27 protein-coding genes and 1 tRNA gene are annotated in these 26,137 nt (G+C 59.1%); 20 read left to right on the top strand and 8 right to left on the bottom strand.

The genetic code is table 11. The annotated features are described in order from the left end of the window. Positions 1-360 precede the first annotated feature (360 nt). Positions 361-627: a hypothetical protein gene (locus SIB42_RS03385; RefSeq protein ID WP_067093857.1), complete on the top strand. Its 267-nt coding sequence runs from the start codon at positions 361-363 to the stop codon at positions 625-627. 64 nt (positions 628-691) lie between these two features. Here SIB42_RS03385 and SIB42_RS03380 read toward each other — a convergent pair. After that, positions 692-763, bottom strand: a tRNA-Val gene (locus SIB42_RS03380). Between the two features lie 55 nt (positions 764-818). Here SIB42_RS03380 and SIB42_RS03375 point away from each other — a divergent pair. Then, on the top strand, positions 819-1,331 hold the full coding sequence (locus SIB42_RS03375) for a metal-binding protein (protein ID WP_067093651.1): 513 nt from the start codon (positions 819-821) through the stop codon (positions 1,329-1,331). A 29-nt stretch (positions 1,332-1,360) separates the two neighbouring features. After that, positions 1,361-2,209 carry a nucleoside triphosphate pyrophosphohydrolase gene (gene mazG, locus SIB42_RS03370; protein WP_067093648.1) on the top strand — a complete coding sequence of 283 codons (849 nt, stop codon included), beginning with the start codon at positions 1,361-1,363 and terminating at the stop codon, positions 2,207-2,209. Between the two features lie 14 nt (positions 2,210-2,223). Here mazG and SIB42_RS03365 read toward each other — a convergent pair whose 3' ends face one another. Beyond that, complete coding sequence (locus SIB42_RS03365; protein WP_197459862.1) at positions 2,224-2,400, bottom strand: hypothetical protein; 177 nt, start codon at positions 2,398-2,400, stop codon at positions 2,224-2,226. 64 nt (positions 2,401-2,464) lie between these two features. Further along, the gene (gene arfB / locus SIB42_RS03360) at positions 2,465-2,899 is read right to left on the bottom strand and encodes an alternative ribosome rescue aminoacyl-tRNA hydrolase ArfB (protein WP_067093645.1); all 435 of its coding nucleotides are present in this window, start codon (positions 2,897-2,899) and stop codon (positions 2,465-2,467) included. Positions 2,900-3,009: 110 nt separating this feature from the next. Here arfB and speE point away from each other — a divergent pair, with 110 nt between their 5' ends. Beyond that, complete coding sequence (gene speE / locus SIB42_RS03355; RefSeq protein ID WP_067093642.1) at positions 3,010-3,873, top strand: polyamine aminopropyltransferase; 864 nt, start codon at positions 3,010-3,012, stop codon at positions 3,871-3,873. A gap of 44 nt (positions 3,874-3,917) precedes the next feature. Then, positions 3,918-4,736, top strand: a complete 819-nt coding sequence (gene speB / locus SIB42_RS03350) for an agmatinase (protein ID WP_082825013.1) — start codon at positions 3,918-3,920, stop codon at positions 4,734-4,736. Here the strand turns inward: speB and SIB42_RS03345 are convergent. Beyond that, the gene (locus SIB42_RS03345; RefSeq protein WP_231856364.1) at positions 4,730-5,128 is read right to left on the bottom strand and encodes a cyclic nucleotide-binding domain-containing protein; all 399 of its coding nucleotides are present in this window, start codon (positions 5,126-5,128) and stop codon (positions 4,730-4,732) included. The genes speB and SIB42_RS03345 overlap by 7 nt on opposite strands. An 83-nt stretch (positions 5,129-5,211) precedes the next feature. Further along, the gene (locus tag SIB42_RS03340; protein WP_231856363.1) at positions 5,212-5,400 is read right to left on the bottom strand and encodes a hypothetical protein; all 189 of its coding nucleotides are present in this window, start codon (positions 5,398-5,400) and stop codon (positions 5,212-5,214) included. Positions 5,401-5,619: 219 nt separating this feature from the next. Here SIB42_RS03340 and gcvT point away from each other — a divergent pair, with 219 nt between their 5' ends. From gcvT to SIB42_RS03290, 10 genes are all read left to right on the top strand, one after another. After that, positions 5,620-6,723 carry a glycine cleavage system aminomethyltransferase GcvT gene (gene gcvT / locus SIB42_RS03335; RefSeq protein WP_067093626.1) on the top strand — a complete coding sequence of 368 codons (1,104 nt, stop codon included), beginning with the start codon at positions 5,620-5,622 and terminating at the stop codon, positions 6,721-6,723. Between the two features lie 48 nt (positions 6,724-6,771). Next, positions 6,772-8,607, top strand: coding sequence for an aspartate--tRNA ligase (gene aspS / locus SIB42_RS03330; protein ID WP_067093624.1), 1,836 nt, complete (start codon positions 6,772-6,774; stop codon positions 8,605-8,607). Positions 8,608-8,689: 82 nt separating this feature from the next. After that, positions 8,690-9,820: an RNA polymerase sigma factor, RpoD/SigA family gene (locus tag SIB42_RS03325; protein WP_067093622.1), complete on the top strand. Its 1,131-nt coding sequence runs from the start codon at positions 8,690-8,692 to the stop codon at positions 9,818-9,820. Between the two features lie 30 nt (positions 9,821-9,850). Next, positions 9,851-10,333, top strand: a complete 483-nt coding sequence (locus SIB42_RS03320; RefSeq protein ID WP_067093620.1) for a Dps family protein — start codon at positions 9,851-9,853, stop codon at positions 10,331-10,333. A 61-nt stretch (positions 10,334-10,394) separates the two neighbouring features. After that, the gene (locus SIB42_RS03315; RefSeq protein WP_067093618.1) at positions 10,395-12,074 is read left to right on the top strand and encodes a CTP synthase; all 1,680 of its coding nucleotides are present in this window, start codon (positions 10,395-10,397) and stop codon (positions 12,072-12,074) included. Positions 12,075-12,088: 14 nt separating this feature from the next. Then, positions 12,089-12,694: a 7-carboxy-7-deazaguanine synthase QueE gene (locus tag SIB42_RS03310; RefSeq protein ID WP_067093616.1), complete on the top strand. Its 606-nt coding sequence runs from the start codon at positions 12,089-12,091 to the stop codon at positions 12,692-12,694. A gap of 33 nt (positions 12,695-12,727) precedes the next feature. After that, positions 12,728-13,339, top strand: a complete 612-nt coding sequence (locus SIB42_RS03305; RefSeq protein WP_231856362.1) for a M23 family metallopeptidase — start codon at positions 12,728-12,730, stop codon at positions 13,337-13,339. A 47-nt stretch (positions 13,340-13,386) separates the two neighbouring features. Then, complete coding sequence (locus tag SIB42_RS03300) at positions 13,387-14,145, top strand: peptidylprolyl isomerase (protein ID WP_067093614.1); 759 nt, start codon at positions 13,387-13,389, stop codon at positions 14,143-14,145. A 17-nt stretch (positions 14,146-14,162) separates the two neighbouring features. Beyond that, positions 14,163-17,096, top strand: a complete 2,934-nt coding sequence (locus SIB42_RS03295) for a peptidase domain-containing ABC transporter (protein ID WP_067093612.1) — start codon at positions 14,163-14,165, stop codon at positions 17,094-17,096. Positions 17,097-17,103: 7 nt separating this feature from the next. Further along, complete coding sequence (locus tag SIB42_RS03290; RefSeq protein WP_067093848.1) at positions 17,104-18,339, top strand: HlyD family secretion protein; 1,236 nt, start codon at positions 17,104-17,106, stop codon at positions 18,337-18,339. On the opposite strand, the gene SIB42_RS03285 is transcribed toward SIB42_RS03290, so the two are convergent. Beyond that, positions 18,340-18,885, bottom strand: a complete 546-nt coding sequence (locus SIB42_RS03285; protein WP_067093609.1) for an ecotin family protein — start codon at positions 18,883-18,885, stop codon at positions 18,340-18,342. A 27-nt stretch (positions 18,886-18,912) separates the two neighbouring features. On the opposite strand from SIB42_RS03285, the gene queC reads away from it, so the two are divergent. Genes queC through SIB42_RS03270 form a run of 3 tightly spaced genes read left to right on the top strand, consistent with a single transcriptional unit; the run spans position 18,913 to position 21,730 of the window. Then, complete coding sequence (gene queC, locus SIB42_RS03280) at positions 18,913-19,593, top strand: 7-cyano-7-deazaguanine synthase QueC (protein ID WP_067093843.1); 681 nt, start codon at positions 18,913-18,915, stop codon at positions 19,591-19,593. Next, entirely contained in the window at positions 19,590-20,897 is a 1,308-nt protein-coding gene (locus SIB42_RS03275; protein ID WP_067093607.1) for an anthranilate synthase component I family protein, read from the top strand. The genes queC and SIB42_RS03275 overlap by 4 nt, the downstream gene beginning before the upstream one ends. Then, positions 20,894-21,730: an aminotransferase class IV gene (locus SIB42_RS03270; RefSeq protein ID WP_067093604.1), complete on the top strand. Its 837-nt coding sequence runs from the start codon at positions 20,894-20,896 to the stop codon at positions 21,728-21,730. Before SIB42_RS03275 ends, SIB42_RS03270 begins: the two co-directional genes overlap by 4 nt. Before the next feature lie 14 nt (positions 21,731-21,744). On the opposite strand, the gene SIB42_RS03265 is transcribed toward SIB42_RS03270, so the two are convergent. Together SIB42_RS03265 and SIB42_RS03260 are read right to left on the bottom strand one after the other, a co-directional pair. Further along, positions 21,745-22,566 carry an HAD-IIB family hydrolase gene (locus tag SIB42_RS03265; protein WP_067093601.1) on the bottom strand — a complete coding sequence of 274 codons (822 nt, stop codon included), beginning with the start codon at positions 22,564-22,566 and terminating at the stop codon, positions 21,745-21,747. After that, a complete protein-coding gene (locus SIB42_RS03260) occupies positions 22,563-24,293 on the bottom strand; it encodes an alpha-amylase family glycosyl hydrolase (RefSeq protein ID WP_067093599.1) in 1,731 nt (576 codons plus the stop codon). Before SIB42_RS03260 ends, SIB42_RS03265 begins: the two co-directional genes overlap by 4 nt. Positions 24,294-24,362: 69 nt before the next feature. On the opposite strand from SIB42_RS03260, the gene SIB42_RS03255 reads away from it, so the two are divergent. Beyond that, positions 24,363-25,658 (top strand): glycosyl transferase, encoded by a 1,296-nt coding sequence (locus SIB42_RS03255; protein ID WP_067093597.1) that lies wholly within the window; start codon positions 24,363-24,365, stop codon positions 25,656-25,658. Positions 25,659-25,874: 216 nt separating this feature from the next. Beyond that, complete coding sequence (locus tag SIB42_RS03250) at positions 25,875-26,120, top strand: DUF1830 domain-containing protein (RefSeq protein ID WP_067093594.1); 246 nt, start codon at positions 25,875-25,877, stop codon at positions 26,118-26,120. The last annotated feature ends 17 nt before the right edge of the window (positions 26,121-26,137 follow it).

Below are 26,137 nucleotides of genomic sequence, written 5' to 3'. Positions count from 1 at the left end.
CTCCCGGTGACTGAACTGACCTCAGCTGAATTCGGTTGGGAAAGGTGCTGAAACCCTGCTGGCTGAAGAGCGCATCTGCACATCAGCGGAAACAAGCGTGGCTGCTGCGGATCGGGGCGTCCTGATTGTCCGTTTCGACCTTCTCCAACAGTCCGCTGTCGGACTTGAGTCATAGTTGGTCATCACTGACCGGCTGGACAGCTCAGAAATCTCGAGTTGAATACCCATGACACGGATCCTCATTTCGCGCCCCCTTGAGAAAGGGGCGTTTTTTTGTGGGGCTGGATCAGGCCATTCAAGATCTGAACATCGTTCTGAGTTCACCCACGAGTAGGGTCAGCCTCCTCGATCGAGATGGCGATGCTGCAAAGCCTGTTTTCAGTCGTCCTTGCAGCTGTCATGTGGGTGCAAGTTCCGCAATGGCAAGCCGATTGGGCGCAGTGCTCGGTGGACCTACCAGACGTTGACTGCCATTGGTATGTCGTCGCTCCAGACAACACCTTTGGCGAAGGCTTCAGCTGGGAAAACTCTCCATGGTTCAGCGCTGAAGGGCTCCTTGATGTTGCCGAGCTGAACAACACCTTGAACGCAATCCAGCAGCCAGAACTTGGCTTAGCTCCTGCCTAGGCCGCTTCTCAGCAGCAAGCCTTGTTACCGCTTTAGAGCTGCGTTTTGAAGTGATGGCTCGGAATGGGCGATACGGGGATCGAACCTGTGACAATCTCCTTGTAAGGGAGGTGCTCTACCGCTGAGCTAATCGCCCTAGAAGCCGATTCTGCCTGATCGAGGCACGCTGGAACAGCTCAACACGAATTGCTGTGGCCTCAGGCCGAGACCATGACCGGGCCACCCTGGCCTGGTGCCTGCCCATGGGCCTGCTGACGGGATGGTGGCTGGGATGGATCAACGGTGCCCTGACGGCGCTGGCCTTCATCGTGGGAGGCCTCTGGCTATCACCAGACCTTGACGTGCGATCCGCCGCACTCAGGCGCTGGGGGGTATTGGGTGCGATCTGGTGGCCCTATCGACGCCTGCTTCCGCATCGATCTCTCTTATCCCACGGCCCCCTAATTGGCATGGCACTGCGATTGGCATGGCTGTCAGCCCTGATGCTGCTGATCTGGATCAGCGCTGCATCCCTGCTTGCACCTGCCATCCCAACCCCGTCCCAGGCATGGCCACACCTTGTGATGACATTCAGGCAACATCCCCGGACCTTGATCGGCATCCTGCTGGGTCTGGAAAGCAGCGTATGGCTGCATCTAATCCTTGATGGAGATCCACTGCCTGCAGAGTGCGCAAAACCCTGGCGAAGGCGTCGACGTCGGTGAGAGGGTGACCACAAGCGTGTGCGGTTTCCATGGCCTCAGGCTCCGACGTGTTCCAGCACCAGGACCCCCTGCGCCGGCTGGAGAACTTGGTGGCACAGTTACGCGATCCCGCAGGAGGCTGCCCCTGGGACCTGGAACAGACCCACCAATCCCTCACCCCCTACGTGCTGGAGGAAGCCCATGAGGTGGCCGATGCAATCCGTCATGGCGATGACCAGCACTTAAAGGAGGAGCTCGGCGACCTGCTGCTGCAGGTGATGCTGCATGCACGCATCGCCGAGGAAGACAACCGTTTCGATCTGAATGCTGTGGCAGCGGGCATCAGCGACAAACTGATCCGTCGCCATCCCCATGTCTTTGCTGACGCCGAAGCCCGCGACAGCGCAGCTGTTCGCATCAGCTGGGAAGCCATCAAGGCGCAGGAAAAAGCTGGGGCCAAAGCTGCTGCAGTTTCTGCATCTCCCCTCAGCGATCAGCTGGCCAGCAAGGTGCGTGGACAGCCGGCCCTCTCTGGGGCGATGACCATCTCCAGAAAAGCCGCAAAGGCTGGATTCGAATGGGAGAACATCGCCGGCGTCTGGAGCAAGGTGAATGAGGAACTCGAGGAGCTCAAGGACGCCATCTGCTCAGGCGACAAAGCCCATGCACAGGAGGAGCTTGGAGATGTGTTGTTCACCCTGGTGAATGTGGCCCGCTGGTGTGAGATCAGCCCGGAGGAAGGATTGGCAGGCACCAATCAACGCTTCCTGGATCGCTTCTCACGGGTGGAAGCAGCTCTGGACGGTGATCTGGAAGGCCACAGCATCCAAAAACTGGAGGAGCTGTGGCAGCAGGCCAAGCAAGCGATCCGAAGCGAATCTCAGGATCAGGAACACTGATCAGCTGATCGGCATTAGTCGTGTGCAGCGATCGTGCCTTCCGTTTTGCCCCAGAGGCTGCGCTTGACCTGGTCGGCTTCGCGGATCAATGCGCGGGCCTGTTCACGGGTTGTGCAACTCCTGGCACCTTCTTCAAGGCGCATCAGGTTGACCAGATCAGCTGAGGGATGGTGAGCATGCGATTGATTCATCAATCCACCTCCAAGACAGCTTGCTTAATCACACTTTAACCAAGGAATGCATCTGGGCCAATCTCTAATCATCCAGTGAGGGCCGGCCTTGCCGGCGACGTTTGAGTTCGCTGCGCTTGCCTTTGGCATCCAGCCTGCGTTGAACAGCAGAACGCCCCGGTCGTGTGGGCCTGCGCTTCGGCGGCGGTGGCTTAAGTCCTTCTCTCAGCAAGTCCGCCAGTCGCGCCATGGCCCTCTGACGGTTCTGCCACTGGGAACGCTCCTCAGCAGCAACCACCCTCAGACAGTTCCCCTCCAGTCGCGATGCCAATTGCTGTCGTAACCGGGCCTTCCGAAACGGACCCAGGACCTTGGAACTCTTCAGGTCGAATCTCAGCTCCACTCTCGAATCGGTGGTGTTCACTCCCTGCCCGCCCGGACCCGAGGACCTGGAGAACCGCCACTGCAACTCAGCGGCTGGGATCACCAAACGGTCATTAATCGGCAGATCCTGAATCACGCTCCGACTCCAGCGAGCACTGAAAGGGATCTCGGCAGTCTGGGTCGGTTGCGGGGCAACGATGAACCAACGCTGTTCTTAGCTGGAGGAAGGAATCCTCCACAACCTTCATGAACAAGGCATCCGCGGCCAATGGCGGCTGGATCGATGAACACCATGAAGGGGTTCGTTATGGCCTCGCAGGACGAGTGCTGGTGGAAGAGCAAAGCGACTTTCAGCACATCACCGTGATTGAGAGCGAGCGCTACGGCAAAGGGCTACTGCTGGACGGTTGCTGGATGACGGCGGAGCACCAGGAACGGCACTACCACGAATCACTGGTGCATCCAGCTCTTTGCGCTGCCGCAGCCACTGAACGGGTCCTGGTGATCGGCGGTGGCGACGGCGGTACCGCCCGCGAATGCCTTCGCCATCAAGGCGTCCAACATCTCGACATGGTGGAGATCGATGGCCGGGTGGTGGAACTCAGTCAGAAGCATCTGGCTTCGCTGGGTGGAGGCTGCTGGCAGGACCCCCGCTTTCACCTCACGGTGGGCGATGGCATTGCCTGGGCCGCGGACTCCACACACGCCAGCTACGACGTGGTGATCGTGGATGGTTCCGATCCGGCAGGTCCAGCCGAAGGGTTGTTCAACCGCAGCTTCTTCGAGCACTGCCGGCGCATCCTCAGGCCGGGAGGCGTCTTCGCCACCCAGAGCGAATCACCGGAAGCCTTCCGGAAGGTTCATATCGAGACTGTTCGCCTGCTGAAGGATGTCTTCGGCCATGCCGACCCTCTTTACGGCTGGGTGCCTATGTACCCCAGCGGCTGGTGGAGCTGGACGTTCGCGGCGGTGGACGGCCCCCGCTACCGAAACCCCGACCCAGAGCGGGCGGCCAGGATCGCCGCAGCCTGCGAGATCTGGAGCCCACGCTGGCAATCCGGTGCCTTTGAAGCGATGCCTGCCTTCATCGAACGGGAGCTCTTGGCGTGAACATTTCGGGCCACTCACTGTTTGATCGAGAAGGGGCGATCTACATGGGCGCCAGCCGGGATCCAGACGGCTGCAAGGTGGGCCTGTTCGGCGTGCCCTATGACGGCACGACATCGTTCAGGCCAGGCACCCGTTTCGGACCTGCAGCCGTGCGGGAGGTGAGTACAGGCCTTGAGACCTACTGCCCCCAGCTCGACCTTGACCTCGAAACCATGGCCTACGCCGACCTCGGAGCGGTCGAGATCCCCTTTGGTGCTCCCGAACCGGTGCTGGAGGCCGTTCACAACGCCACGATCCATGTCCAAGACCTACAGCTCAAGCCGTTGATGCTGGGCGGAGAACACTCCATCAGCTCCGGAGCTGTCGCCGCAGTCGCCAAGCGGCATCCTGCTCTGGCGCTCGTGCAGCTAGATGCTCACGCGGATCTCCGCGATCAATGGCTGGGATCTCGCCACAGCCACGCGTGTGCCATGCGGCGCTGCCTAGACGTGCTTCCCAGCCGGGAGCTACTGCAAATCGCGATTCGCAGCGGCACTAGGGAAGAGTTCTCCGAACTGCGCAGCAGCAATCGCCTGGTGCCCATCGATCAGATGGTCTGCCGACTGCGGAATTTGCGGGGCCAACCTCTTTATCTCACCGTTGACCTGGACTGGTTTGACCCGGCCGTGATGCCGGGCACAGGGACACCCGAACCAGGCGGCTTCCTCTGGCAACACTTCGCTGAACTGGTGAGCGAATTACGCCACCACAACCTTGTCGGAGCCGATGTTGTTGAACTGGCTCCTCAACTGGACCGAAGTGGCATCAGCAGCGTTTTGGCAGCCAAGGTGACCCGCAGCCTGCTGCTGCTGATGGCTCAGTAAAAGTGAGCAGCGCCAAGACGCTGCTCCCGCAGTCGTCGGTGCTGACCACTGAGCAGGCTGAGCACGAGTGTGGGATGCCTGTGAATCAGCTCTAAAAAGCTGTTGCGATCCAACCGAAGCACGTGCACCGGGGTGATCGCACGCGCTGTTCGGCTGTGATGTGCGTCATCAACCACCAGGTCTTCATAAAAGAAGACCTCTCCGTCGCCATAGCGGAGGCGGTCACGACCACCGGTCGTGAGCTCCACCAGTCCACGCTCAATCGCGTAAAGAGCACTCACCGACTCACCCCGCTCAAACAGGATGCTCCCTGTCGGCAGCAGCAATAGCTCAACATTGCGATGCTCAGCAATCAGCTGAACAGCGGTCGGCATAGGGGTGGGGACCGACAAGGGAAACGCGAATCACGATCAGTCTCCTTATTGTTACGGCCGATTCAAGGGTTGTTGTAATTGAAACAACACACCCCGTTGGTTCACAACACCTGCGCTGGCTCTCCGGACTGACCAAGACCATCCACGGAAGATCCAAGATCCAACTGTCGGTCGCCTCCAACGAGAGGCTGGTCAGGAGGCACGAGGCCAGGAAGCACCGGGGCACGAGCCGTCCAGTGATGGCACCAAATCACGCGTGCAAGCTCAACGTGAACCGTCAGATTGCGCAACCTGCACCATCCACCACCCCCACCGCCCTGTGCAGGGATGCAGTGCTGACAGGACTGGCAGGAAGACTTTGACAGAAGGCTTTCTGAACGGGGTCATTCAAGCTAAGGACGCTTTGAGTAGCGGTCGATGCTGGAGGCGCAATCTGCGGCTTTGCTTCCACTTCCAACGCAAACCGGAACATCATCCATAGGATCCGCTGTGAACGCCTGATCTCCGTCATGGATCTGCAACGCACGCCTCTCCATGACCTCTGCCGAGATGCCAAGGGCCGCATGGTTCCTTTCGCTGGCTGGGAAATGCCAGTTCAGTTCTCAGGGCTCATCGCAGAGCACAAAGCCGTGCGTGAAGGCGTGGGGATGTTCGACATCTCCCACATGGGCGTGCTTCGAATCGAAGGCAGTAACCCCAAAGACTCACTCCAGACTCTGGTGCCAACAGACCTGCACCGGATCGGAGTGGGGCAGGCCTGCTACACCGTGCTGCTGAACGACAAAGGCGGCATCCGTGATGACCTGATCGTCTACGACCAGGGGGAAACTGAATCCGGCGACGGCACCGTGCTGGTGGTGATCAATGCCGCCTGCTCAAACAGCGACACGGCCTGGCTGAAACAGCAGCTGGAACCGCGAGGTCTCAGTGTTAAAGATGAAAAGCGGGATGGCGTGCTACTCGCCCTGCAGGGTCCGAAGGCGATCGGAATACTCGAGACACTCAGCGGAGAGTCTCTGCACGAGCTACCCCGCTTTGGCCATCGCCTGCTGCAACTGCAAGGGCTGAGCGACCAGGTGTTCTGCGCCCGAACCGGCTACACGGGAGAAGACGGTGCTGAACTGCTGCTGAGCCGGACAGACGGTCGCAAACTCTGGGCGCAACTGCTCGAACTGGATGTCGAGCCCTGCGGTCTAGGAGCACGAGACACCCTGCGTTTGGAGGCCGCAATGCATCTTTATGGCCAGGACATGACCGCCAGCACCAACCCGTTCGAGACAGGCCTGGGTTGGCTGGTGCACCTCGAAATGCCGCAAGACTTCGTTGGACGACAGGCCCTGGAGCAAGTCGCCGCCCAGGGGGCCTCCCAGCGGCTGGTGGGACTGAAGCTGCAGGGACGCGCCATTGCCCGGCACGACTACCCAGTGATGCACAACGGAGAAAAGGTGGGGGTGGTCACCAGCGGCAGCTGGTCACCCACCCTGGAAGAAGCCATCGCCCTTGCCCTCGTGCCCAAGGAACTGGCCAAAGTCGGCAGCGAACTGGGCGTGGAGATCCGAGGGCAGGTGCAACCGGCCACAGTGGTGAAGCGGCCCTTCTACCGACGTGGATAAAGGGTCCCGAGCTATGGGAAACTCGCCTGTCACCAGCTGATAGTTCCCATGCGCAGCAACGGTTGCGGCGACCTGCGCAAGCAGCACATTGATAAGGAGGTGCAGCTCTGCGGCTGGGTGGATCGACGCCGCGACCACGGCGGTGTGATTTTCATTGACCTGCGCGACCGCAGCGGCACCGTGCAAATCACCGTTGACCCCGACCTGGGCGCTGAGGCTTTTGCTGTGGCCGAACATCTACGCAGCGAAACCGTGCTGCAGGTGAATGGCAAGGTGCGAGCCCGCCCTGCCGAATCTCTCAACGACAAGCTGGCGACCGGTGCTGTGGAGGTGCTGGCCAGCGGTATCAAGGTCTTGAACAGCGTGAAAGGAAACCTCCCTTTCCCCGTTTCGGTGCACGACGAGGAGAACACACGCGAGGAGCTGCGCCTGCGCCACCGCTATCTGGATCTGCGCCGCAAGCGCATGAACGACAACCTGCGCCTACGCGCCCAGACCATCCAGGCCGCGCGCCGCTTCCTAGAGGAGCAGAGCTTTATTGAGGTGGAGACTCCCGTCCTGACGCGCTCCACACCGGAAGGCGCCCGTGATTACGTGCTGCCCAGCCGCGTGTGTGGCGGCGACTGGTTCGCCCTGCCCCAGTCGCCCCAGCTGTTCAAACAGCTGCTGATGGTGGGCGGCATCGAGCGCTATTACCAGGTGGCCCGCTGCTTCCGCGACGAAGACCTGCGCGCCGATCGCCAGCCGGAATTCACCCAGCTGGACATCGAGATGAGCTTCATGGACCAGGAAGAGATCCTGGAGCTGAATGAATCGCTGATCTGCACCATCTGGAAGACGGTAAAAGGAATCGAGCTGCCGAGACCCTTCCCGCGCATGACCTGGCAAGACGCCATGGAACGCTATGGCACAGACAGGCCCGACACCCGTTACGGCATGGAGCTGGTGACCGTTTCGGACATCGTCAAGGACATGGGGTTCAAGGTGTTCAGCGGTGCGGTGAAGTCCGGCGGCTCGGTGAAGGTGATTGCGGTGCCAGGCGGCAACGACGTCCTTTCCAATGTGCGCATCAAGCCCGGTGGAGATGTGTTCAGTGAGGCCCAGGCCGCTGGAGCCGGTGGCCTGGCCTTCATCCGCGTGCGCGAAGGAGGCGAGATCGACACCATCGGCGCGATTAAAGACAACCTCAGCGAGGTACAGAAGCAGGAGCTGCTGAGTCGCACCGGAGCCCAGCCAGGCACGCTGCTGCTGTTCGGTGCCGGTGACACCGCCACGGTGAACAAAGCCCTCGACCGTGTGCGTCAGTATCTGGCCAAGGAGCTGGGCATGGTCCAAGCCGACCGGGACAACGACCAATGGAACTTCCTCTGGGTCGTGGATTTCCCGATGTTCGAGTTCAACAGCGATGAGAATCGTTTTGAGGCTCTGCATCACCCCTTCTGCGCTCCCAACAGCGAAGATCTGGGCAACGACCCATCGGAGTGGGGCAAGACACTGCCACAAGCCCGCGCTCAGGCCTACGACCTCGTACTCAACGGACTCGAACTCGGTGGTGGCTCGCTGCGCATCCATGACTCGGCCCTACAGCGACAGGTGCTGCAGACCGTGGGTCTGCCACTGGAGGAAGCCCAGGAGCAGTTCGGCTTCCTGATGGACGCTCTTGATGTGGGGGCTCCGCCCCACGGAGGCCTAGCCTTCGGCGTCGACAGGATGGTGATGTTGCTGGCCGGCGAGGAATCAATCCGTGACACGATCGCCTTCCCCAAGACTCAGCAAGCTCGTTGTCTGATGACGAACGCTCCCAGCGGTGTTGCCGACAAGCAGCTTGAGGAGCTGCATGTGGCCAGCACCTGGGTCGAAGAGAACGACGAGACCGCGAACTAGAACCCGAACAGAAACCAGCGGTTCGGAGCACTGAACCCTCAGAGCATCAACCCTGGAAGGACAGTGAGCCATCCAGGGTTTCTTGGCCAAACACGCGCGATCGACGGGGCATGCCCCGATCCGCTGGAGCGGTGGCAACGACCTGCTGCGCCTGTACCTGCAGGACATCGGTCGAGTCGACCTGCTCACGAGCGAAGAAGAAGTCACTCTCTCTCGCCTGGTCCAGGCGCGGGAGAAACTGCTGTTGCAGGAGCGGGACCTCAGTAATCGCCATGCTGCAATCAGGATCCTGCTGGATCTGGAGGAACTGCAGCTGCGCGAAGCCAATCAGGTGAGCCATTGGCCCACACGTCAGGAATGGGCACGGGCAGCTGAATTGCCCCTGGAGGAACTCAATCGACTGCTGAATGAGGGGTACAGCCTCTGGGCAGACGAGGTGGGCCTTGAGGCCAAGGAACTGCAGCGCAGACTTCGTGAAGGCCGCAGGGCCCGCGACCGCATGATTCAGGCCAACCTGCGCCTTGTGGTGGCGGTGGCCAAGAAGTATCAACAACGGGGCATGGAGCTGCTGGATCTAGTTCAGGAAGGCACGCTGGGCCTTGAGCGGGCGGTTGAGAAGTTCGACCCCACCCGAGGCTTCCGCTTCAGCACCTACGCCTACTGGTGGATCCGACAGGGAATCACCCGGGCCATCGCCACCCAGAGTCGAACAATCCGCCTACCGGTGCATGTCACCGAAAAACTGAACCGCATCAAACGCGTCCAGCAGGAGATTGCCACCGAAAAGGGGCGACTGGCGTCGGTGAGTGATCTGGCCAGGGAACTGGGGCTGAGCGAAGAAACCGTGCGCATGACCCTGATGCGGGTTCCTCGCTCCGTCTCCCTGGAGACCCGCGTGGGCAAGGACCAAGACACCCAGCTGGGAGACCTGCTGGAAGACGGCAGTGCCACGCCTGAGCAGACCCTCACCCGCGACTCCCTCCATGACGACCTGGAGCACTTGCTGGATGAGCTCACACCAAGGGAAGCGGAAGTGATCCGCAGCCGTTTCGGACTCGAAGATGATCACCCGCGCACCCTGGCGGAAATCGGTGAAGCGATGGCGCTGTCTCGGGAAAGGGTTCGCCAGATCGAGACGCGCGCCTTGCTCAAGCTGCGTCAACCACAGCGGCGATCCAAGGTAAAGGACTACATCCTGGGCCTGGATTCCTAACTCCAAGTAACCGTTATCCCATCCACTCCCATGGCCAGCGCGCCCCAGATCAACATCGGTATCGCTCAGGAACAGCGCGAGGAGATCGCAGCAGGCCTGAGTCGCTTACTGGCTGATACCTATGTGCTGTATGGAAAAACGCATGGATTTCACTGGAATGTGACCGGTCCGATGTTCAACACCCTGCATCTGATGTTCATGGACCAGTACACCGAGCTGTGGAACTCCCTAGACGAGATCGCCGAACGAATCAGGGCTCTCGGCGTGGTGGCCCCTTACGGCGGCTCGACCCTTGCCGGACTGGCCTCCATCAAGGAAGTCACCGAGCAACCTGCTGCCCTCGACATGGTGCGGGAGCTGGTGACTGGCCATGAAGCCGTAGCCAGAACCGCTCGCAGTATCTTTCCTCTAGCGGAGGCCGCGAGCGATGAACCCACCGCTGACCTGCTGACCCAACGCCTGCAGATTCACGAAAAAACCGCCTGGATGCTCAGGAGCCTGCTGGAGGGCTGACCCTCAGCGAGAACTCAACCCCTTGGTGCAATCGGTACATTGAAGAATCGACCAGGGGTTCATGGCCAAGTTCGTCTTCGTCACCGGTGGTGTCGTCTCCAGCATCGGCAAAGGAATCGTGGCCGCCAGCCTGGGGCGCCTGCTGAAATCACGTGGCTACAGCGTGTCGATCCTGAAGCTGGATCCATACCTGAATGTGGACCCAGGCACGATGAGTCCGTTTCAGCATGGTGAAGTCTTCGTCACTGAAGACGGGGCTGAGACTGACCTCGACCTAGGTCACTACGAACGCTTCACGGATACGGCGATGTCTCGCCTCAACAGCGTGACCACCGGCTCGATCTACCAGTCGGTGATCAATAAGGAGCGTCGCGGTGATTACAACGGCGGCACGGTGCAGGTAATTCCCCACATCACCGGTGAGATCCGCGAACGGATCCATCGCGTTGCCGCCAATAGTGGCGCCGATGTGGTGATTACAGAAATCGGCGGCACCGTGGGTGACATCGAGTCGCTGCCCTTTCTGGAAGCCATCCGTGAATTCCGCGGCGATGTGGGTCGCCACGACCTGGCTTACATCCACGTGACCCTGCTGCCCTTCATCGGCACCTCAGGAGAGCTGAAAACCAAACCCACCCAGCATTCAGTCAAGGAGCTGCGATCCATCGGCATCCAACCCGATGTGCTGGTCTGCCGAAGCGATCGGGACATCAACCCGGAACTCAAACGCAAGATCGGCGGCTTCTGCGGGGTTCCTGAACGAGCCGTCATCCCTTCCCTCGATGCCGACAGCATCTATGCCGTGCCGTTGACCCTTGAAGACGAAGGCCTCTGCCGCGAAGTCCTCGATGTTCTGCAACTGGAGGACCATGACAGCGACATGGCGGGCTGGGCCCAACTAGTGCATCAAATGCGTAACCCAGGACCGACCGTGAAGGTGGCGCTGGTGGGCAAGTACGTGCAACTCAACGACGCCTACCTCTCGGTTGTCGAAGCGCTTCGCCACGCCTGTCTGGCGCAGAATGCCTCACTGGATTTGCACTGGGTCTGCGCTGAGCAGATCGAAAACGACGGAGCCGAAAGCCTGCTCAAAGGCATGGATGCCGTTGTGGTGCCGGGTGGCTTCGGCAACCGGGGAGTTGACGGCAAGGTGGCCGCCATTCGCTGGGCAAGGGAACAACGAGTGCCGTTCCTGGGTCTTTGCCTCGGCATGCAAACAGCGGTGATCGAATGGGCTCGCAATCAGGCCGGTCTCACCGATGCATCCAGTGCTGAGCTCGATCCAGACAGCCAACATGCAGTGATTCACCTGCTTCCAGAGCAGCAGGACGTCGTCGATCTCGGCGGCACCATGCGTCTGGGAGTTTATCCCTGCCGAATCGCAGAAGGCTCGATGGCTGCACGCCTCTACGACGATCAAGTGGTCTACGAGCGCCACCGGCACCGGTATGAGTTCAACAACGCCTACCGCAGCCTCTTCCTCGAGTCGGGCTATCGAATCAGCGGCAGCTCACCGGATGGCCGTCTGGTGGAGCTGATCGAATTGCCGGGCCATCCCTTCTTCGCGGCTTGCCAGTACCACCCGGAATTCCTGTCGCGCCCGGGCAGGCCCCACCCGCTGTTCCGCGGTTTGATCGAGGCAGCCCAACAGCGTTTGCCCTCCAGTCCAAGCGAGGCAATGCGTCAACAGGGTTCTGCCGTCGGCGGCCGCGACTTCCCTGAGGCCAGCCGCAACCCTTGAGCACTGCCGAGTCCATGAACGGCCTGCCGTTGGTGGAAACCTTCCACTCCTTGCAGGGGGAGGGGCTACACGCAGGTCGCAGCGCTTTTTTCATCCGCCTTGGTGGCTGCAAAGTGGGCTGCAGCTGGTGTGACACCAAGCATTCCTGGTCTGCACACGTGCACCCTCAACGAAGCGTCGCCGACCTTGCGCAGGATGCCTTTCAGGCCGCCGAGGCGGGTGCAGCGTTCGTGGTGATCACAGGCGGGGAACCATTGCATCACCCACTCGAACCGCTCACGAGCGCGATCCGCAGCAGTTGTTCACTGCCCATTCACCTCGAAACCAGCGGCGTGGATCCCCTCAGCGGCAGCCCCGACTGGATCACACTCTCACCGAAACGACACAAACCACCAAGGCAGGATCTACTCAGCTGCTGCCATGAATTGAAGGTGGTGGTTCATGAAGCTGCAGATCTGCTGTTCGCCGATATGGTGGCGGCTCAAGCTCCTCAGGCTCACTGGTTGGTGCAACCGGGCTGGGAGAGCCAGGAAGGCCAGGCGCTAGCGGTGACCAAAGCACAGGGAGACGGACGCTGGCGGCTGAGCCTGCAGAACCACAAATGGCTCGGCGTGCGCTGAATCGATACAACAGCTGAATCAGATCCGTTTGCCATGCAGCGCAACAACCTGCTGCCGATCACAGCGAAGGGGATGGTGATCGAGATGGCCTTGGTCAATCTGGGTCCGACCATCTGTGCTCAGCCTGTCCAACCCGAACGGGTGCCTGAACGCACCGGTGTCTCAAATCTGGCCTTGCTGAGCCAATCGCGTCCTCGACGACTACCCGACTCATACCGTCCCTTTCGCAAAGGCGAAACGCTGCGTCTGGTGTACCCGTTATCTCAACCTGCCGAGGAGGTTCAGCCCTATGGCTGGCGCTACTCAGACCAACTCCAACGCTGGCGCATGCATGTGGGCCATGACCTGATCGCCCCTGCCTCAACACCCGTGCTGGCCATGCTTTCCGGAAGGGTGCAGCTGGTGCAGTCGATCAGTGGCTATGGACTCACGGTGCTGCTCGACCATGGCCGGGGTTGGCAAACTGTGTACGCCCATCTTCAAAGTGCTGACGTTCATACCGGTCAGCTGGTGCAAGCTGGTGAACGCATCGGCCGAGTGGGCCGGCGCGGCTCCGCCAGCACCGACCATCTACACGTTGAGCTCAGACGACTGGAAGGTCGTCAGGCCTTTGCTCTGGACCTCGGCCCGCTGTTGCCTCACTGAGAGTGATCAATAGCAAGCCACCGAGAACCAACGCTAGGTTCTGACTCATGGACGACTTCCGTCACGCTCTTCAAGCGTCACTCACAGCCCTAGGTGGAAATACCCTTGACTTGCTCAGAAGTAAAGATCTTCTCCTATCACTTGTTCGCCGACAGTTAATTGAAAAAGCTACTGAATCATTGAAAATTCCAGTGGACCTAATTCAAAAAGCACTCATAGAGCATTGCCAAAAAGAGCAACTGGAGAATGATGCATTATTGAACAATTGGCTAGATAATCACTACCTTACTAAGGATGAACTTCTCCATCAATTAAGCCTTCCTGTCAAACTCTCTAAGCTGGCCATCGATGAATTTGGCAATCAGGCGGAGGCGCATTTTCTGCAACGCAAAGAAGAAATAGATAAGGTTTCCTACAGCCTTCTACGCGTTAAAGACTCAGGCATGGCCTACGAGCTTTACCTCCAATTAGAGGCCAATGAAGCCAGCTTTGAAAACTTAGCCGCAGACCACAGTGAAGGCCCTGAACAACGCAGTGGCGGAAAAGTAGGGCCAGGAAGCCTGAAACAAGCCCATCCCAGACTTCAACAGCTTTTGCGAACAGCAACTCCAGGGGTTGTGCAAGAACCAATCCTGATCGAGCAATGGTGGGTCGTCGCTCGTCTGGACGAACGCCAAGAGGCCAGCTTCAACGACGCGATGCGTCAGCGCATGGCCAACGAACTTCTCCAGGACTGGTTGGTGAGCGAAACCAAAGCAGTGGTCAAATCTCTTCTTTCGGTTGAAGATGGCATTTCGATGCCCTGAGGACTCTGGACAACAAAATGTCTGATGGGCTTGATGCTCTGCGCACCAGATTTCTGTCTCAGGGACAAATCCAGCGTTACGCGCTTGGGCAACCCCTTTGTGAAAGACGCTTCATACCCAGCCAGATTCTGCTGATCGACAGTGGCAGTGCCCGTCTGATCGGAAACCAGAATGGACGTCTGAGCACCCTGGCTAGACTTGAACAAGGGAGCTTCATCGGATTGGCCTCTCTCCTGCGGGGATGTCCCTGTGAAGAGGTACGAGCTGCGACTGAGCTGGTGGCTTACAGCTTGCGCGATGAACAGCTACTCAATCTGATTACGACAGACCAGGTCATCGCCAAGGCCTGCCAAAACCATCTCTGGGAAGCGGAACTGGCAGACCTGCTGCAAAGAAAGCTCGAAAATTCGCCCAGACAAACAAATTCGCTCACCGACTTGCTGACTGAGCTGCTGCCAGCTGCTCAGATGCTGGATGCAAGAAATTCCAGCGCCATCGAAGGCGCTCTCAGCAGCGGAATGCAACTATTCCTCGCCAGCCAGCCGGCTAACACTACGGACGCTTCACTCGGAGATGAGCTCAGCGATGCCGAAACCATCGCTGCCTTAACACCAAACAAACATGGCCTGCCTGCCCGACTGATTGCTCTACCCAAGGACGCTCTAAGGGAAGTGGCTCTTGAAGAGCCACCAGAGCTTGTCGAAGCAGAGATGGTGAGCCGCTCAGCGGGGAATAGCAACAGTGCCTCAATCCCTCAGGCCCCTATACGCCCACCGATCAGCCGTTTTAACCAGACAAACGAAGGTAATCGCGATTTCTTTGTTTCCGGCGAAGGGGTTTTGGAGGAGACCCTGGCCTGCTTCCAGATGCTCACCAAGTTGATGAAGCTGCCGTTCCGTCGCGATGCGATCGAACGCGTCCTGCGCGATCAGCTGCGGCGAGGTCAAACACCGAGCCTGAGACTTTGTGGGCAGATTGCAGCTGGCCTCGGGCTGCACGTTTCTGGCGCCAAAGTGGCAGCTCGCATGGGGGTACGCCTGCAGACCCCAACCCTTGTGCCCTGGGGTGAGGCCTTTGCCCTGGCGGTGCGCAGTGATCAGCGCGGCCTGCTGTTGGCCTCCCCAAGCCAGGGCTTCGTGGAACTGGATGCCGATCAGCTGGAGAGCACCTTCCCCGAGGGCATCGATCTGCTGCTGTTGGATCGCACCAACACCACCCCGGAGCAGAAGTTCGGACCTGGCTGGTTCTGGCCTGCCTTAAAGCGCTACCGCGGTGTACTGATTCAAGTGCTGCTCGCCAGTTTCGTGGTGCAGCTGTTCACCCTCGCCAATCCACTTCTGATCCAGGTGATCATCGACAAGGTGATCAACCAGCGCAGCCTCGACACGTTGCAGGTATTAGGCATTGCCCTCGTTGCTGTAACGCTGCTGGAAGGAGTCCTAGGAAGTCTCAAGACCTACCTCTTCTCGGAAACCACGAATCGCATCGATCAACGCCTGGGCGCTGAGGTTATCGACCACTTGCTGAGACTTCCTCTCGGCTACTTCGACCGGCGCCCCGTCGGAGAGCTGGGCTCCCGCATCAGCGAACTGGAAAAAATCCGCAACTTCCTCACCGGTCAGGCCCTAACAACAGTGCTGGATGCGGCGTTCTCCGTGATCTACATCGTGGTGATGCTGATTTACAGCTGGGTGCTAACGCTGATCGCCCTGGCCGTCCTGCCGATTCAAGTCGGCCTGACTCTGCTTGGTGCTCCTTTGTTCCGCCGGCAGTACCGCAAATCCGCCGAGGCCAACGCCTCCACGCAGAGCCATCTAGTGGAAGTGCTCACCGGCATTCAAACAGTGAAGAGCCAGAACGTGGAAATGATCAGCCGCTGGACGTGGCAGGACCGCTACGGCCAGTACATCAATCGCAGTTTCGAAAAAACCATCACAGGAACGGCCCTGAGCCAGACCTCTCAGGTGCTGCAGAAGATCTCCCAGTTGCTGGTGCTCTGGGTCGGCGCGTCCCTCGTGCTGTCTGGCGAGCTCACCCTCGGGCAGCTGATCGCCTTCCGGATTATCTCCGGCTACGTCACCCAGCCCTTGCTACGTCTCTCCTCGATCTGGCAGACCATCCAGGAGCTGAGGGTCAGCTTCGAGCGACTGGCTGATGTGATCGACACCCCCCAGGAATCCGACGACCAAGACAAAGCCAAGGTTCCCCTCCCGCCGATCATTGGTGCCGTGCACTTTGACAACCTCAGCTTCGCCTTCTCGCCAGGAACGGCTCCAGTGCTCAGCGATGTTTGCCTAAAGGTGAAGCCTGGAACCTTCGTAGGCATCGTTGGCCAAAGCGGCAGCGGCAAAAGCACGCTGATGAAGCTGCTGCCTCGTCTTTACTCCCCGAATCAAGGAAGGATCCTGATCGACAACTACGACATCGACAAGGTCGAGCTGTATTCACTGCGACGTCAGATCGGCATCGTTCCACAGGATCCGCTGCTCTTCTCAGGCAGCGTCAGCGAGAACATCGCTCTCACTCAGCCTGACGCATCGAGTGAGGAAATCGTGCTGGCCGCCAAGGTGGCCTGTGCCCATGATTTCATCATGGAACTGCCCTCCGGTTACAGCACACCTGTCGGAGAACGGGGTGCCTCCCTGAGCGGAGGCCAACGCCAGCGCATCGCCATCGCCCGAACGCTTCTGGCCAATCCCAAGCTGCTGGTGATGGACGAAGCAACCAGCGCCCTGGATTACGAAACCGAACGCAAGGTCTGCGACAACTTGATTCAGTCGTTGCATGACTGCACGGTTTTCTTCATCACCCACCGCCTCTCAACCGTCCGCCGCGCCGATCTGATCGTGGTGATGCACCAGGGTGCTGTGGTGGAAAAGGGATCCCACGCTGAATTGATGGATAAACGCGGTCGTTACTACGCGCTTTACCGCCAGCAGGAGGCCAGCTGAGATGACGATGGATCCCAACGGCAACGACAAGAACACCTCAGCGGGCAAATTGGTCAAGCAGGCCCGCTCCGCGCTTGAGAGTCGGATCACAACGATCTCCGATCAGGACAACGTCCTGCAGCAGAGCCGTTTCTGGATGAAAACAGTCACCTGGAGCCTGATCGGCACCACCGTGATCGGCATCGGTTGGCTGGCCATCGCTCGCACCGAAGAAGTTGTGGTGGCCACTGGAAAGCTGGAACCAGTCGGCAATGTCAAAGATGTGCGGATTCCACCAGGCGGAGTAGTGGAGGCAATCCTGGTGAAAAATGGTCAGCGGGTCAGCAAAGGGGAGGCTCTGATCCGACTCGATCAGGAAAGCAGCGCCGAGCAGCTCAAGTCGCTGACGAATGGTGTGAATGAGAAAACAACCCAGATCAGCCAAAAGCAACAACAACTCCTGCTCAAGAAACAGGAACGTGAGCGCACGCTTGATCTGAATCGCGAACAGTTAGCTAGTACCAGAGTCAATCTCGGCCTCGAGCAGGAAATCCTTAATCGCCTCGCAGGCCTGGCAAAAGACGGCGCAGTCCCTGACATCCAGTACCTCCAGCAGCGCAACAAAGTGCAGGAGCTCAAAGGAGAACTCACCAAACGCGAGATTGATGGTCGCCGTCAGATCAACCAGGTGGACCAGCAGATCGAACAGCTCAATGCTGAATTGGCTGGTCTACGCAGCGAACGAGCCCAACTCAACGCCAACCTCACCGAAGTGCGGGTGACCAACAAGAACCAGACCTTGCGCGCACCCGTGGATGGGATCGTGTTCGATCTCAAGATCAACAACCCTGGCTTCATCTCTCAGTCGATGTCGTCGGAAGTGATGTTGAAGGTGGTGCCCTTCAACACCCTGGAGGCCGACGTGATGATTCCAAGTAACAAGATTGGTTTTGTACGAGCAGGTCAGCCAGCTGATATCAGCATCGACTCCTTCCCAGCCAGTGACTTCGGCGTGCTGGAAGGCACCGTTGAATCGGTGGGATCAGACGCACTTCCTCCCAATCCACAGCAGATGCGCCAGGAGTACACCTACCCAGCAGTGATCAAGTTGGACAGCCAGCAACTCAAACTCAAGAGCGGCAAGCAGCTGCCCCTTCAGGTGGGCATGTCGCTCACAGCCAACATCAAACTGCGCAGTGTCAGTTATCTGCAACTGTTGCTGAACACCTTCCAGAGCAAAACCGACTCGCTGCGGCAACTCTGATCAGAGCTGCACTCCCATCTGCTGACGGGTCTCGGCTTTCCAGACCCGCCAACGCAGCTCGGTGCCTACCGGGAGATCCACAACGATCGGCCAGGAGGCGTTGTAGGGAACCAGGTAGGGCTGCTTGCCCAGCGATAGGAAAGACGTTCGGGTGGGCTGATCATCAGGGCAGGCCATCTTGGTGCTGATCACAGCAACGGGTCCCTTCACTTCGAACAGGGACTTACCGGATGCCTTGGGCAGCATGCGCATGGTCATCCCAGAGCCTGAAAGGCGCATGGTGTTGCAATCGAGGCTGACCGTCTGGCCCACTATCAACTGAATCCGCCAGTCGAGTGGATGTGCAGAGATGAGTGGATCTGTGCTCTTAGGCAGCAGCCCCGAGGGCTGAATCACCCAACGCTTGAGGCCGGGGGCAGGCTCCGGATAACCGGTCAGATTCAGGCGAGGAATCGCAACACCAGGCAGCGCAGCCAAAACGAAGAGCGACAGAGCAGCTCCAAAGCAGGCAATCGGGTTCAACAACTGATGCGGAGGCTTCGTCATCAGCCCAAGGGCAACAGAATGCTCAGCATGACCGATTTCACCGCGATTGCCCTCTTATCAGGCGGACTGGATTCCGCCACAGCGGCAGCTCTGGCAATGGAAGCGGGCGGGCGAGTGATCGGGCTCTCGTTCGATTACGGCCAGCGCCATCGACGTGAACTGCAGGCAGCCAATACCATCGCCGAAGCTCTGAACCTGGCCGAGCACCACACCATCAGCGTGAACCTGGCCAGTTGGGGCGGATCGTCGCTGACGGATCAACAACAGGCGTTACCGACCCATGGGGTGCAGGAGGGAGTCATCCCCAACACCTATGTGCCTGGAAGGAACACCGTGTTCATCAGCATCGGCCTCAGCCTGGCTGAAGCCCGCAACGCAGACCGCGTCGTTCTTGGAGTGAATGCCGTGGATTACTCGGGGTATCCCGATTGCCGGCCCGACTATCTGGAGGCTTTCCAGACCCTTGCCAACCTCAGCAGCAAGGTGGGCCGGGAAGGACATGGCCCCAGGCTCTGGGCACCACTTGTGACATGGAGCAAGCAACGGATCGTGGAGGAAGCTCTACGCCTGGGCGTGCCCATCGAGTCGACGTGGAGCTGCTACAGCGGTGGGAGCAAACCGTGCAGCGTCTGCGACAGCTGTCGCATTCGTGATGCCGCCCTACGCGATGCCGGCCGCCCCGATCTGTGCAGCAGCGAAAACCGATGACCCTGTTGCGCAGCCGTCTGCCATGGCTGGAGCCGGCCTTGGTCGCTGAAAACCTGGCTCACCTTCACGGTGAGAACGGCCTGATCTGGCTCGATGGAGATGGCAGCGAACTTGGACGGCACATCACCCTGGCGGTTGATCCTCTGGAGCAGTACTGCTGCCGAGGGCTGCCGGGTGATCCAGGAGCGTCCAATCCCTTCACAACGCTGCGGCACCTCAAGGACGGCCACTGGACTGGATGGCTCAGCTACGACGCAGCCGCCTGGACGGAACCTGGCAACCCCTGGCGTCGCGATGTGATGGCAACCCTCTGGATCGCACGCCACGATCCTGTGCTGCGATTTGATCTCAAGGCCAGAGAAATCCATCTGCAAGGCGTCGACCCCATACGCCACGCGGCCATGGCCAGGACCCTGGAACGCCTGACACCAACGAAGATCACTTCATGGCAAAGGAAGACGCTTGGATGCAGCTGGCATCGGCACAGTGACCGGTCCACATACAAAGCCGGCGTGAGCACAATCCGTGAGCTAATTGCCAGCGGCGATCTGTTCCAGGCCAACCTCACCAGCTGCGCAAGCAGCACTCTCAGAAACAATGTCAGCAATCTGGAGCTGTACGGACGGTTGCGCGATCAATGCCCTGCTCCCTTCAGCGGTCTGCTGGTTGGCAGCGGTGCTGCCACAGGTGAAGCGGTTCTCTCCACCTCCCCCGAACGCTTTCTGCAGGTGGAGGCGAGCGGAGCAGTCCAGACAAGACCGATCAAAGGAACCCGGCCACGCCATGCCGATCCATGCATCGACGACGACCTAGCTGCAGACCTGGTCTGCAGCGCCAAGGATCGCGCCGAAAACGTGATGATCGTGGACCTGCTACGCAACGACCTCGGTCGTGTCTGCAGGCCTGGATCGGTACAGGTACCGGATCTTGTACGGCTCGAGAGCTATGCCCGCGTGCACCATCTCACCTCCGTTGTCACCGGTCAGCTGCGTTCGAACGCCAGCTGGGTGGATCTACTGGAGGCCAGCTGGCCAGGAGGTTCAATCACAGGAGCACCCAAACTGAGAGCCTGTCAACGGCTCCACGAACTGGAAGCTCAAGGCCGTGGCCCCTATTGCGGATCGATTCTCCACCTCGACTGGAACGGCCACTTCGACAGCAACATCCTGATCCGGACGCTGCTGCGTAAAGACACACAGCTACGGCTCCATGCAGGTTGCGGAATTGTGGCTGACTCCGATCCAGAAGCAGAAGCAGACGAACTCGACTGGAAGCTGCTGCCCTTGCTGGAGGCACTCAGATGACCGCAACAATCCTTGGCTGGCATAACGGCGAGTGGGGAAGCGCCGATGCACTGGGCATGCCGCTCTCGGATCGAGGTCTGCAGCTTGCAGATGGATTATTCGAGACTGTTCTGGTCCAGGACGGAAGTGCCCAGCTGCTGAGTGAACATCTGCAGCGGTGGCAGCGCGGCGCAGCACTGCTCGGGATGGCAGCTCCTCCCGCTCGCCCCTGGCTGGAGCAATTGGTTGAAGAAGCCATCAGCCGTGCACGCTTGGACACAACAGGCACAGCGGGGGCGATGCGTCTCAACTGGAGTCGGGGGAGCATTGCTGGCCGCGGAATCGGCTTACCAACAGCTGATCCGGATCCAACTCAGCACCGCTTCTGGCTCACCCTTCAACCCCATCAGCCCAATTTTCAAACCGCGCAGGCCTGGATTAGTGTTCAGGAGCAACGCAACGCCAACAGTGTTTTGAGCCAATGCAAGACCCTCGCCTACAGCCAGGCGATTCAGGCCAGGCGAGAAGCGCAAGCACAGGGGTCAGAACTGGCTCTGCTGCGCAACACAAGTGGTGATCTCTGCTGCGGCGACAGCGCCAACCTGCTGGTGAAACGACACGGCGCCTGGATCACCCCACCGCTGAGCAGCGGTTGCCTGCCAGGTGTGATGCGAGCCAAAGCACTCCAACAAGAACTCGTCACAGAAACGCGCATTGGTCCAACACTGGAAGCTGACGACCAGGTGCTGCTGATCAACAGCCTGGGCTGCCGATCCCTCACACAGGTCGACGGAATGGAACTGCATCCCTCTGCAGAAGCGAAGCAGCTGTGGCAGCAGCTGCTTCTTGGCTGAAACAAAACAGGCTTTCAGCTAAGGAGCGTGTTGTTGTCTTGCAACCCTGGAATCCACTTCAACACTGCTGCCGACCAACCCTCGTCATGGGGTGCTGGCGCCAGTTGGTAACGCCCCTCGGCCACGCCGGCCTTCAACTCGGGGTGCGGTCCAGCTGCTCCTGGAACCACCACCGCACAGTCGCTGGCATCAAGCAGCGGCAGGTCATTCGGCGAATCCCCCAGGGCCAGCACCTTCACGTCCGGAACTCCCTGGCGTTGTTTGAGGGTCTGCAATGCCTGGCCCTTGCTCACACCGGCACCCAGCAGATGACCGAGACGATTGCCCTGCACCACTGCCAGCTGACGCATCTCAGCCAGCACCTGAAGACGATGCCGAGATTCAGGGAGCATCGGTGGGACAAAGGGAACGCTGCACTGACGGCGTTGTGCCATCTGCAGAGCCTCCCCACTGAGGCCTAAGAGCCGATCGGCATCCATGTCACTGAGATCATCAAGGGCCTGGAGCGGCTCCCCGAGCTCACGCTCCAGATCAGCAAGTTGCGGTCTGAGCTGTCTCCAGGATGGACCCAGGTCTTGGCGCCATACCTCACCAGTCGCGGATTCTCCATAGATGGCCCCACCGTTCTCGACGATGAACGGATCATGCAGACCCGCCAACTCACGAAAGCGGAGAACCTCCTCAGCCGTCTTGCTCGTGCAGGGGATCACGGGAATGCCGTGACGCTGCAGACAACGGATCGCGTCCTTCGCAGCTGACCAATCGTAGTGATGATCCATCAGCGTGCCGTCGAGATCAGTCACCACCCACCAGTTGGAGTGTGGAGTCATCGTCATGCCTGCACCAGCCAGAGCACGGCATACGGCTCGAGTGCATGCCGCCTTCGCGGCGCAAACTGCTGATCAGTGAGGCGATCGACCCAGACCAGATCATCTCGGCCGCCCATAACGGTGGGATCAAACGTCAAACGTGAGGCTGTGAAGTTGTGCACAGCCACCAAACTGTGACCCTGATGGGAGCAACGCAGAACAACACGATCCACGCGATCGACACTGAGCACGTCCAAGACGCTGTCCGGATGCAGTGCAGGCAGCTCGGCACGCAGCGTGAGTGCATGGCGCAGAGCCATCAACACAGCGGTTGCATCGCTATCGGGATCATCAAGGCGCCGCTCCAGCGCTGCTGCTTTGAATTGAGGGCGATTGAGGTCGCGGCGATGACCACTTTGACGAAAGCGAGCCAGATCATTCGGACTCGCAAGCAAGGCTGGTAGATAAAAAGCAGGAATGCCTGGAAGCACCAACTTCAGCATTTCGGTGAGCAGAAAACGCTGGCGCTGAAGATGAGCTGGATCGACACCGGCATCGGCCATGGCGCTCCACCAGCTGATGTTGATCTCATAGGGAACGTCATCCCCATCAGCGAGTCGACGGTGACTCACCAAGCCACCTCGCTGCTCACAGGCAATCAGCAAATTCAACAGACGCCGCTGGGGCATCAGACCCTCCAAAGGCCTCAAACCCACGCCGTCATGGCAAGCCGTGAAGTTGAGCAATGCAGTGGAGTTTGGCAGTTGGGGCCAGCGCGAAAGCCAGCGGTTGAGCAGATCGGCAGACCCGCTCATGGCGGCCTCCATCAACAGAGGAGGAAGTGGGAAGTTGTAGGCGAGATGGGCTTCGCGACCACTGCGCAGGTAGGAGAGGTTCTCCTCCTCCGGAACATTGGTCTCCGTCACCACCACGCCTGCGCCAGCGCAGGCGTAGGTGAGCAGATGTCGCAGCACCTCAACCAGTCGATGGACTTGAGGGCGATGAATGCATGAGGTGTTCGGCTCCTTCCAGACGAAGCCAACGGCATCGAGTCGAATCCAGCGCACACCATGGGCGAGCTTCTGCTTCAACAAACGCGTGAAGCCAAGCAAAACTTCAGGACAACGCCAATCCAGATCAACCTGATCCGGTCCGAATGTGGTCCATACCTGACGCTGACCGACAGAGCTCTGCAGATGGGTGAACAGCGCTGAACTGCGCGGACGGACCACGTCATCCCAGCAGGGACCAGGGGCAGCTTCCAGCACACACAAGCGACCAGGCTCCTCATCTCTCAAAAACTGACGCACCCATGGATGAGACGCAGAAACATGGTTAAGCACCAGATCGGCCATCAATCGGCGGCCCTCGGCCAACGCAGCGAGATCACTCCAGTCGCCATGCCGCTCCTCCAAATGCTCATGACTCGAAACGGCAAACCCCCCATCACTGGTGGACTCAAGAAACGGCAGCACATGAATCACAGATGCAAACACCTGCAGATGGCGGTTCACAAAGCTGTGCAGCCCCTGCAATCCAGGTTTTGCATCATCAATGACAGAATCCGCATAGGTGATGAGTACCACATCGTCTCGATGCCAGCAGTGATTCGCGTCTGCCGAATCGGCATGCGCTGAAGCCGGTCCGAGAATTTGCAGCAATTGCGACGACAACGCTTGGAGATCGCCGGAAGAATTGTGCGGGTAGAGATCACTAAGCAGGGTTCGCAGCGTTTGATCGCGCGGAGGCTGCATCAGGTTCCACCAGAACGTCGTTCAGGTATGGAACAAGTTCTTCTCCTCTGTTGTCGTATCGAACACCGCATGGATTTTCAGCAAAGCCTGATCGCCACGGTTCATGATTACAGCCTTGGCAATCTCGACGCCATCGACTTCAACCAGGAGCTTCGGCAGAGACCCACAGCTCTGCTAATTCCGTGTCTGATGGAGGAATTCAAGCGGCCGGCCCTGAGCCTGATCCGCGACACGCTGTCGACGCTCACGGGACTATCCAGTCTGGTGATCGCCCTCTCCGCCGACAGCATCGAGGACGTCAATGCCGCAGAAGCCTTCTTTGCCAATATGCCTTTCCCAGTGCAAGTGCACTGGACCAACGGCCCGGCAGTGCATGAAGTGCTCTCCTCCATGGGCAGCCTGGGTCTGGATCTAACCGGCCCGCCCGGCAAAGGCTGGGCTGTGTGGCAAGGACTGGGAGTGGCCTGCCAGCAGGCGGAAGTAATCGGCTTGTTTGACGCAGACATCCGCACCTTTGGTTCTGGCTATCCGGAGCGAATGCTGCGACCACTGCTCAACCCATCCCATGGGATGGCCTATGTGAAGGCCTTCTACAGCCGACTCTCGCTAGAAACCCAGGCCCTGCAGGGGCGCGCCACACGATTGTTCGTCGGCCCCTTACTGGCAAGCCTCGAACAGATTTTCGGAGCACTGCCCTACCTCCGCTACCTCCAGACCTTTCGTTATCCACTGGCCGGTGAGTTCGCCTTCACCCGCGATCTGGCGATGAACCTGCGGATCCCTTCCGACTGGGGACTGGAGATGGGACTGCTCTCCGAGGTGTATCGCCACGTGGCACCAAGCCGAATTACGCAGGTGGATCTGGGGTTGTTTGATCACAAGCACAAAAGCCTGGGGAACAAACCTGACGAAGGCCTGCAGCGCATGGCCAGCGAAATCTTCTGCACCGTGCTGCGCAGCCTGATGGAACACGAAGGCTGCGTGATGTCGATGGACCAACTACCCACCCTGGAGGTGCTTTACCGGCGTGTCGGAGAAGACAGAGTGCGTCAATTCGGGCTCGACTCCGCCATTAACCGTCTTCCCTACGACCGTCATGGCGAAGAGCTTGCATTGCATAGGTTTGCAGACCTGCTGCGCCCAAGCCTGAGCGGTCTGTTGGCCTCGCCGATCGCCCATCAGCTGCCCAGCTGGTCACGACTGAACAGCTGCAATCCATCCTTTGCAATGGACCTAGCAACAGCTGGGAAAGTCGGGCACCAGTCACCGAGCTACACACCAAGCGCCATCAGGCTCAGACGTCCCAACCATTCACCAGCCAGACTCGAAAACCAGGCCAAAGCTTCAACAATCTCAGCAGCGTGAGGCTGAGCATGAAGCAAGACCTTTCTTGCCAATCAGCGAACAAAAAATGATGGGTGTTACTCAGCGAACTTCAGGCAATGTTGCGATAACTACCGAATCAAGGGATTTGGTATCAAGCCCGTAAAATTGAAATATTGCAGAGGCTGGTTTTGTGACGAATCAGACATTTGACCTGTCAGATTTTGACGACATTAGGGGAATGAGTTTTGCCACAAGATGATCGAATGCGTGTACCGCAACAACACCAACAAGATGGTGATTGTGAAGTGCATTGGGGAATCGCACTTTTACCTGGAAAAGGTTGTCATGCCCAAAGAGATGTTCTGGTTTGAAGCGCCACAAGAGGCTCGGTTGGAACTCTGGCTGATGTCGCCACAAGGTCAGATGTTGGATGTACGAGCGTATGCAGCCGACTACGCGATGGACAATGATCAAGTTCCCGAATCAGCCATGGCAAGTTAATTCAGGCGAATGCAATT

This window comes from Synechococcus sp. MIT S9508 (assembly GCF_047303045.1).
Lineage (GTDB): Bacteria > Cyanobacteriota > Cyanobacteriia > PCC-6307 > Cyanobiaceae > Synechococcus_C.
The sequence above is the reverse complement of the archived record's forward strand: the minus strand, read 5'-3'. Positions and strand labels throughout refer to the sequence as shown.

Coding starts and splice junctions, on each gene's coding strand:
- SIB42_RS03385 (WP_067093857.1), top strand. CDS start 361: ATGCTGCAAAGCCTGTTTTCAGTCGTCCTTGCAGCTGTCATGTGGGTG.
- SIB42_RS03265 (WP_067093601.1), bottom strand. CDS start 22,566: ATGACGATGACTCCACACTCCAACTGGTGGGTGGTGACTGATCTCGAC.
- SIB42_RS03365 (WP_197459862.1), bottom strand. CDS start 2,400: ATGAATCAATCGCATGCTCACCATCCCTCAGCTGATCTGGTCAACCTG.
- aspS (WP_067093624.1), top strand. CDS start 6,772: ATGCGCAGCAACGGTTGCGGCGACCTGCGCAAGCAGCACATTGATAAG.
- SIB42_RS03320 (WP_067093620.1), top strand. CDS start 9,851: ATGGCCAGCGCGCCCCAGATCAACATCGGTATCGCTCAGGAACAGCGC.
- gcvT (WP_067093626.1), top strand. CDS start 5,620: ATGGATCTGCAACGCACGCCTCTCCATGACCTCTGCCGAGATGCCAAG.
- SIB42_RS03300 (WP_067093614.1), top strand. CDS start 13,387: ATGGACGACTTCCGTCACGCTCTTCAAGCGTCACTCACAGCCCTAGGT.
- SIB42_RS03255 (WP_067093597.1), top strand. CDS start 24,363: ATGGATTTTCAGCAAAGCCTGATCGCCACGGTTCATGATTACAGCCTT.
- SIB42_RS03295 (WP_067093612.1), top strand. CDS start 14,163: ATGTCTGATGGGCTTGATGCTCTGCGCACCAGATTTCTGTCTCAGGGA.
- SIB42_RS03315 (WP_067093618.1), top strand. CDS start 10,395: ATGGCCAAGTTCGTCTTCGTCACCGGTGGTGTCGTCTCCAGCATCGGC.
- SIB42_RS03290 (WP_067093848.1), top strand. CDS start 17,104: ATGGATCCCAACGGCAACGACAAGAACACCTCAGCGGGCAAATTGGTC.
- SIB42_RS03260 (WP_067093599.1), bottom strand. CDS start 24,293: ATGCAGCCTCCGCGCGATCAAACGCTGCGAACCCTGCTTAGTGATCTC.
- SIB42_RS03310 (WP_067093616.1), top strand. CDS start 12,089: ATGAACGGCCTGCCGTTGGTGGAAACCTTCCACTCCTTGCAGGGGGAG.
- SIB42_RS03275 (WP_067093607.1), top strand. CDS start 19,590: ATGACCCTGTTGCGCAGCCGTCTGCCATGGCTGGAGCCGGCCTTGGTC.
- mazG (WP_067093648.1), top strand. CDS start 1,361: ATGGCCTCAGGCTCCGACGTGTTCCAGCACCAGGACCCCCTGCGCCGG.
- speE (WP_067093642.1), top strand. CDS start 3,010: ATGAACAAGGCATCCGCGGCCAATGGCGGCTGGATCGATGAACACCAT.
- SIB42_RS03250 (WP_067093594.1), top strand. CDS start 25,875: ATGATCGAATGCGTGTACCGCAACAACACCAACAAGATGGTGATTGTG.
- SIB42_RS03270 (WP_067093604.1), top strand. CDS start 20,894: ATGACCGCAACAATCCTTGGCTGGCATAACGGCGAGTGGGGAAGCGCC.
- SIB42_RS03285 (WP_067093609.1), bottom strand. CDS start 18,885: ATGACGAAGCCTCCGCATCAGTTGTTGAACCCGATTGCCTGCTTTGGA.
- SIB42_RS03305 (WP_231856362.1), top strand. CDS start 12,728: ATGCAGCGCAACAACCTGCTGCCGATCACAGCGAAGGGGATGGTGATC.
- speB (WP_082825013.1), top strand. CDS start 3,918: ATGGGCGCCAGCCGGGATCCAGACGGCTGCAAGGTGGGCCTGTTCGGC.
- queC (WP_067093843.1), top strand. CDS start 18,913: ATGACCGATTTCACCGCGATTGCCCTCTTATCAGGCGGACTGGATTCC.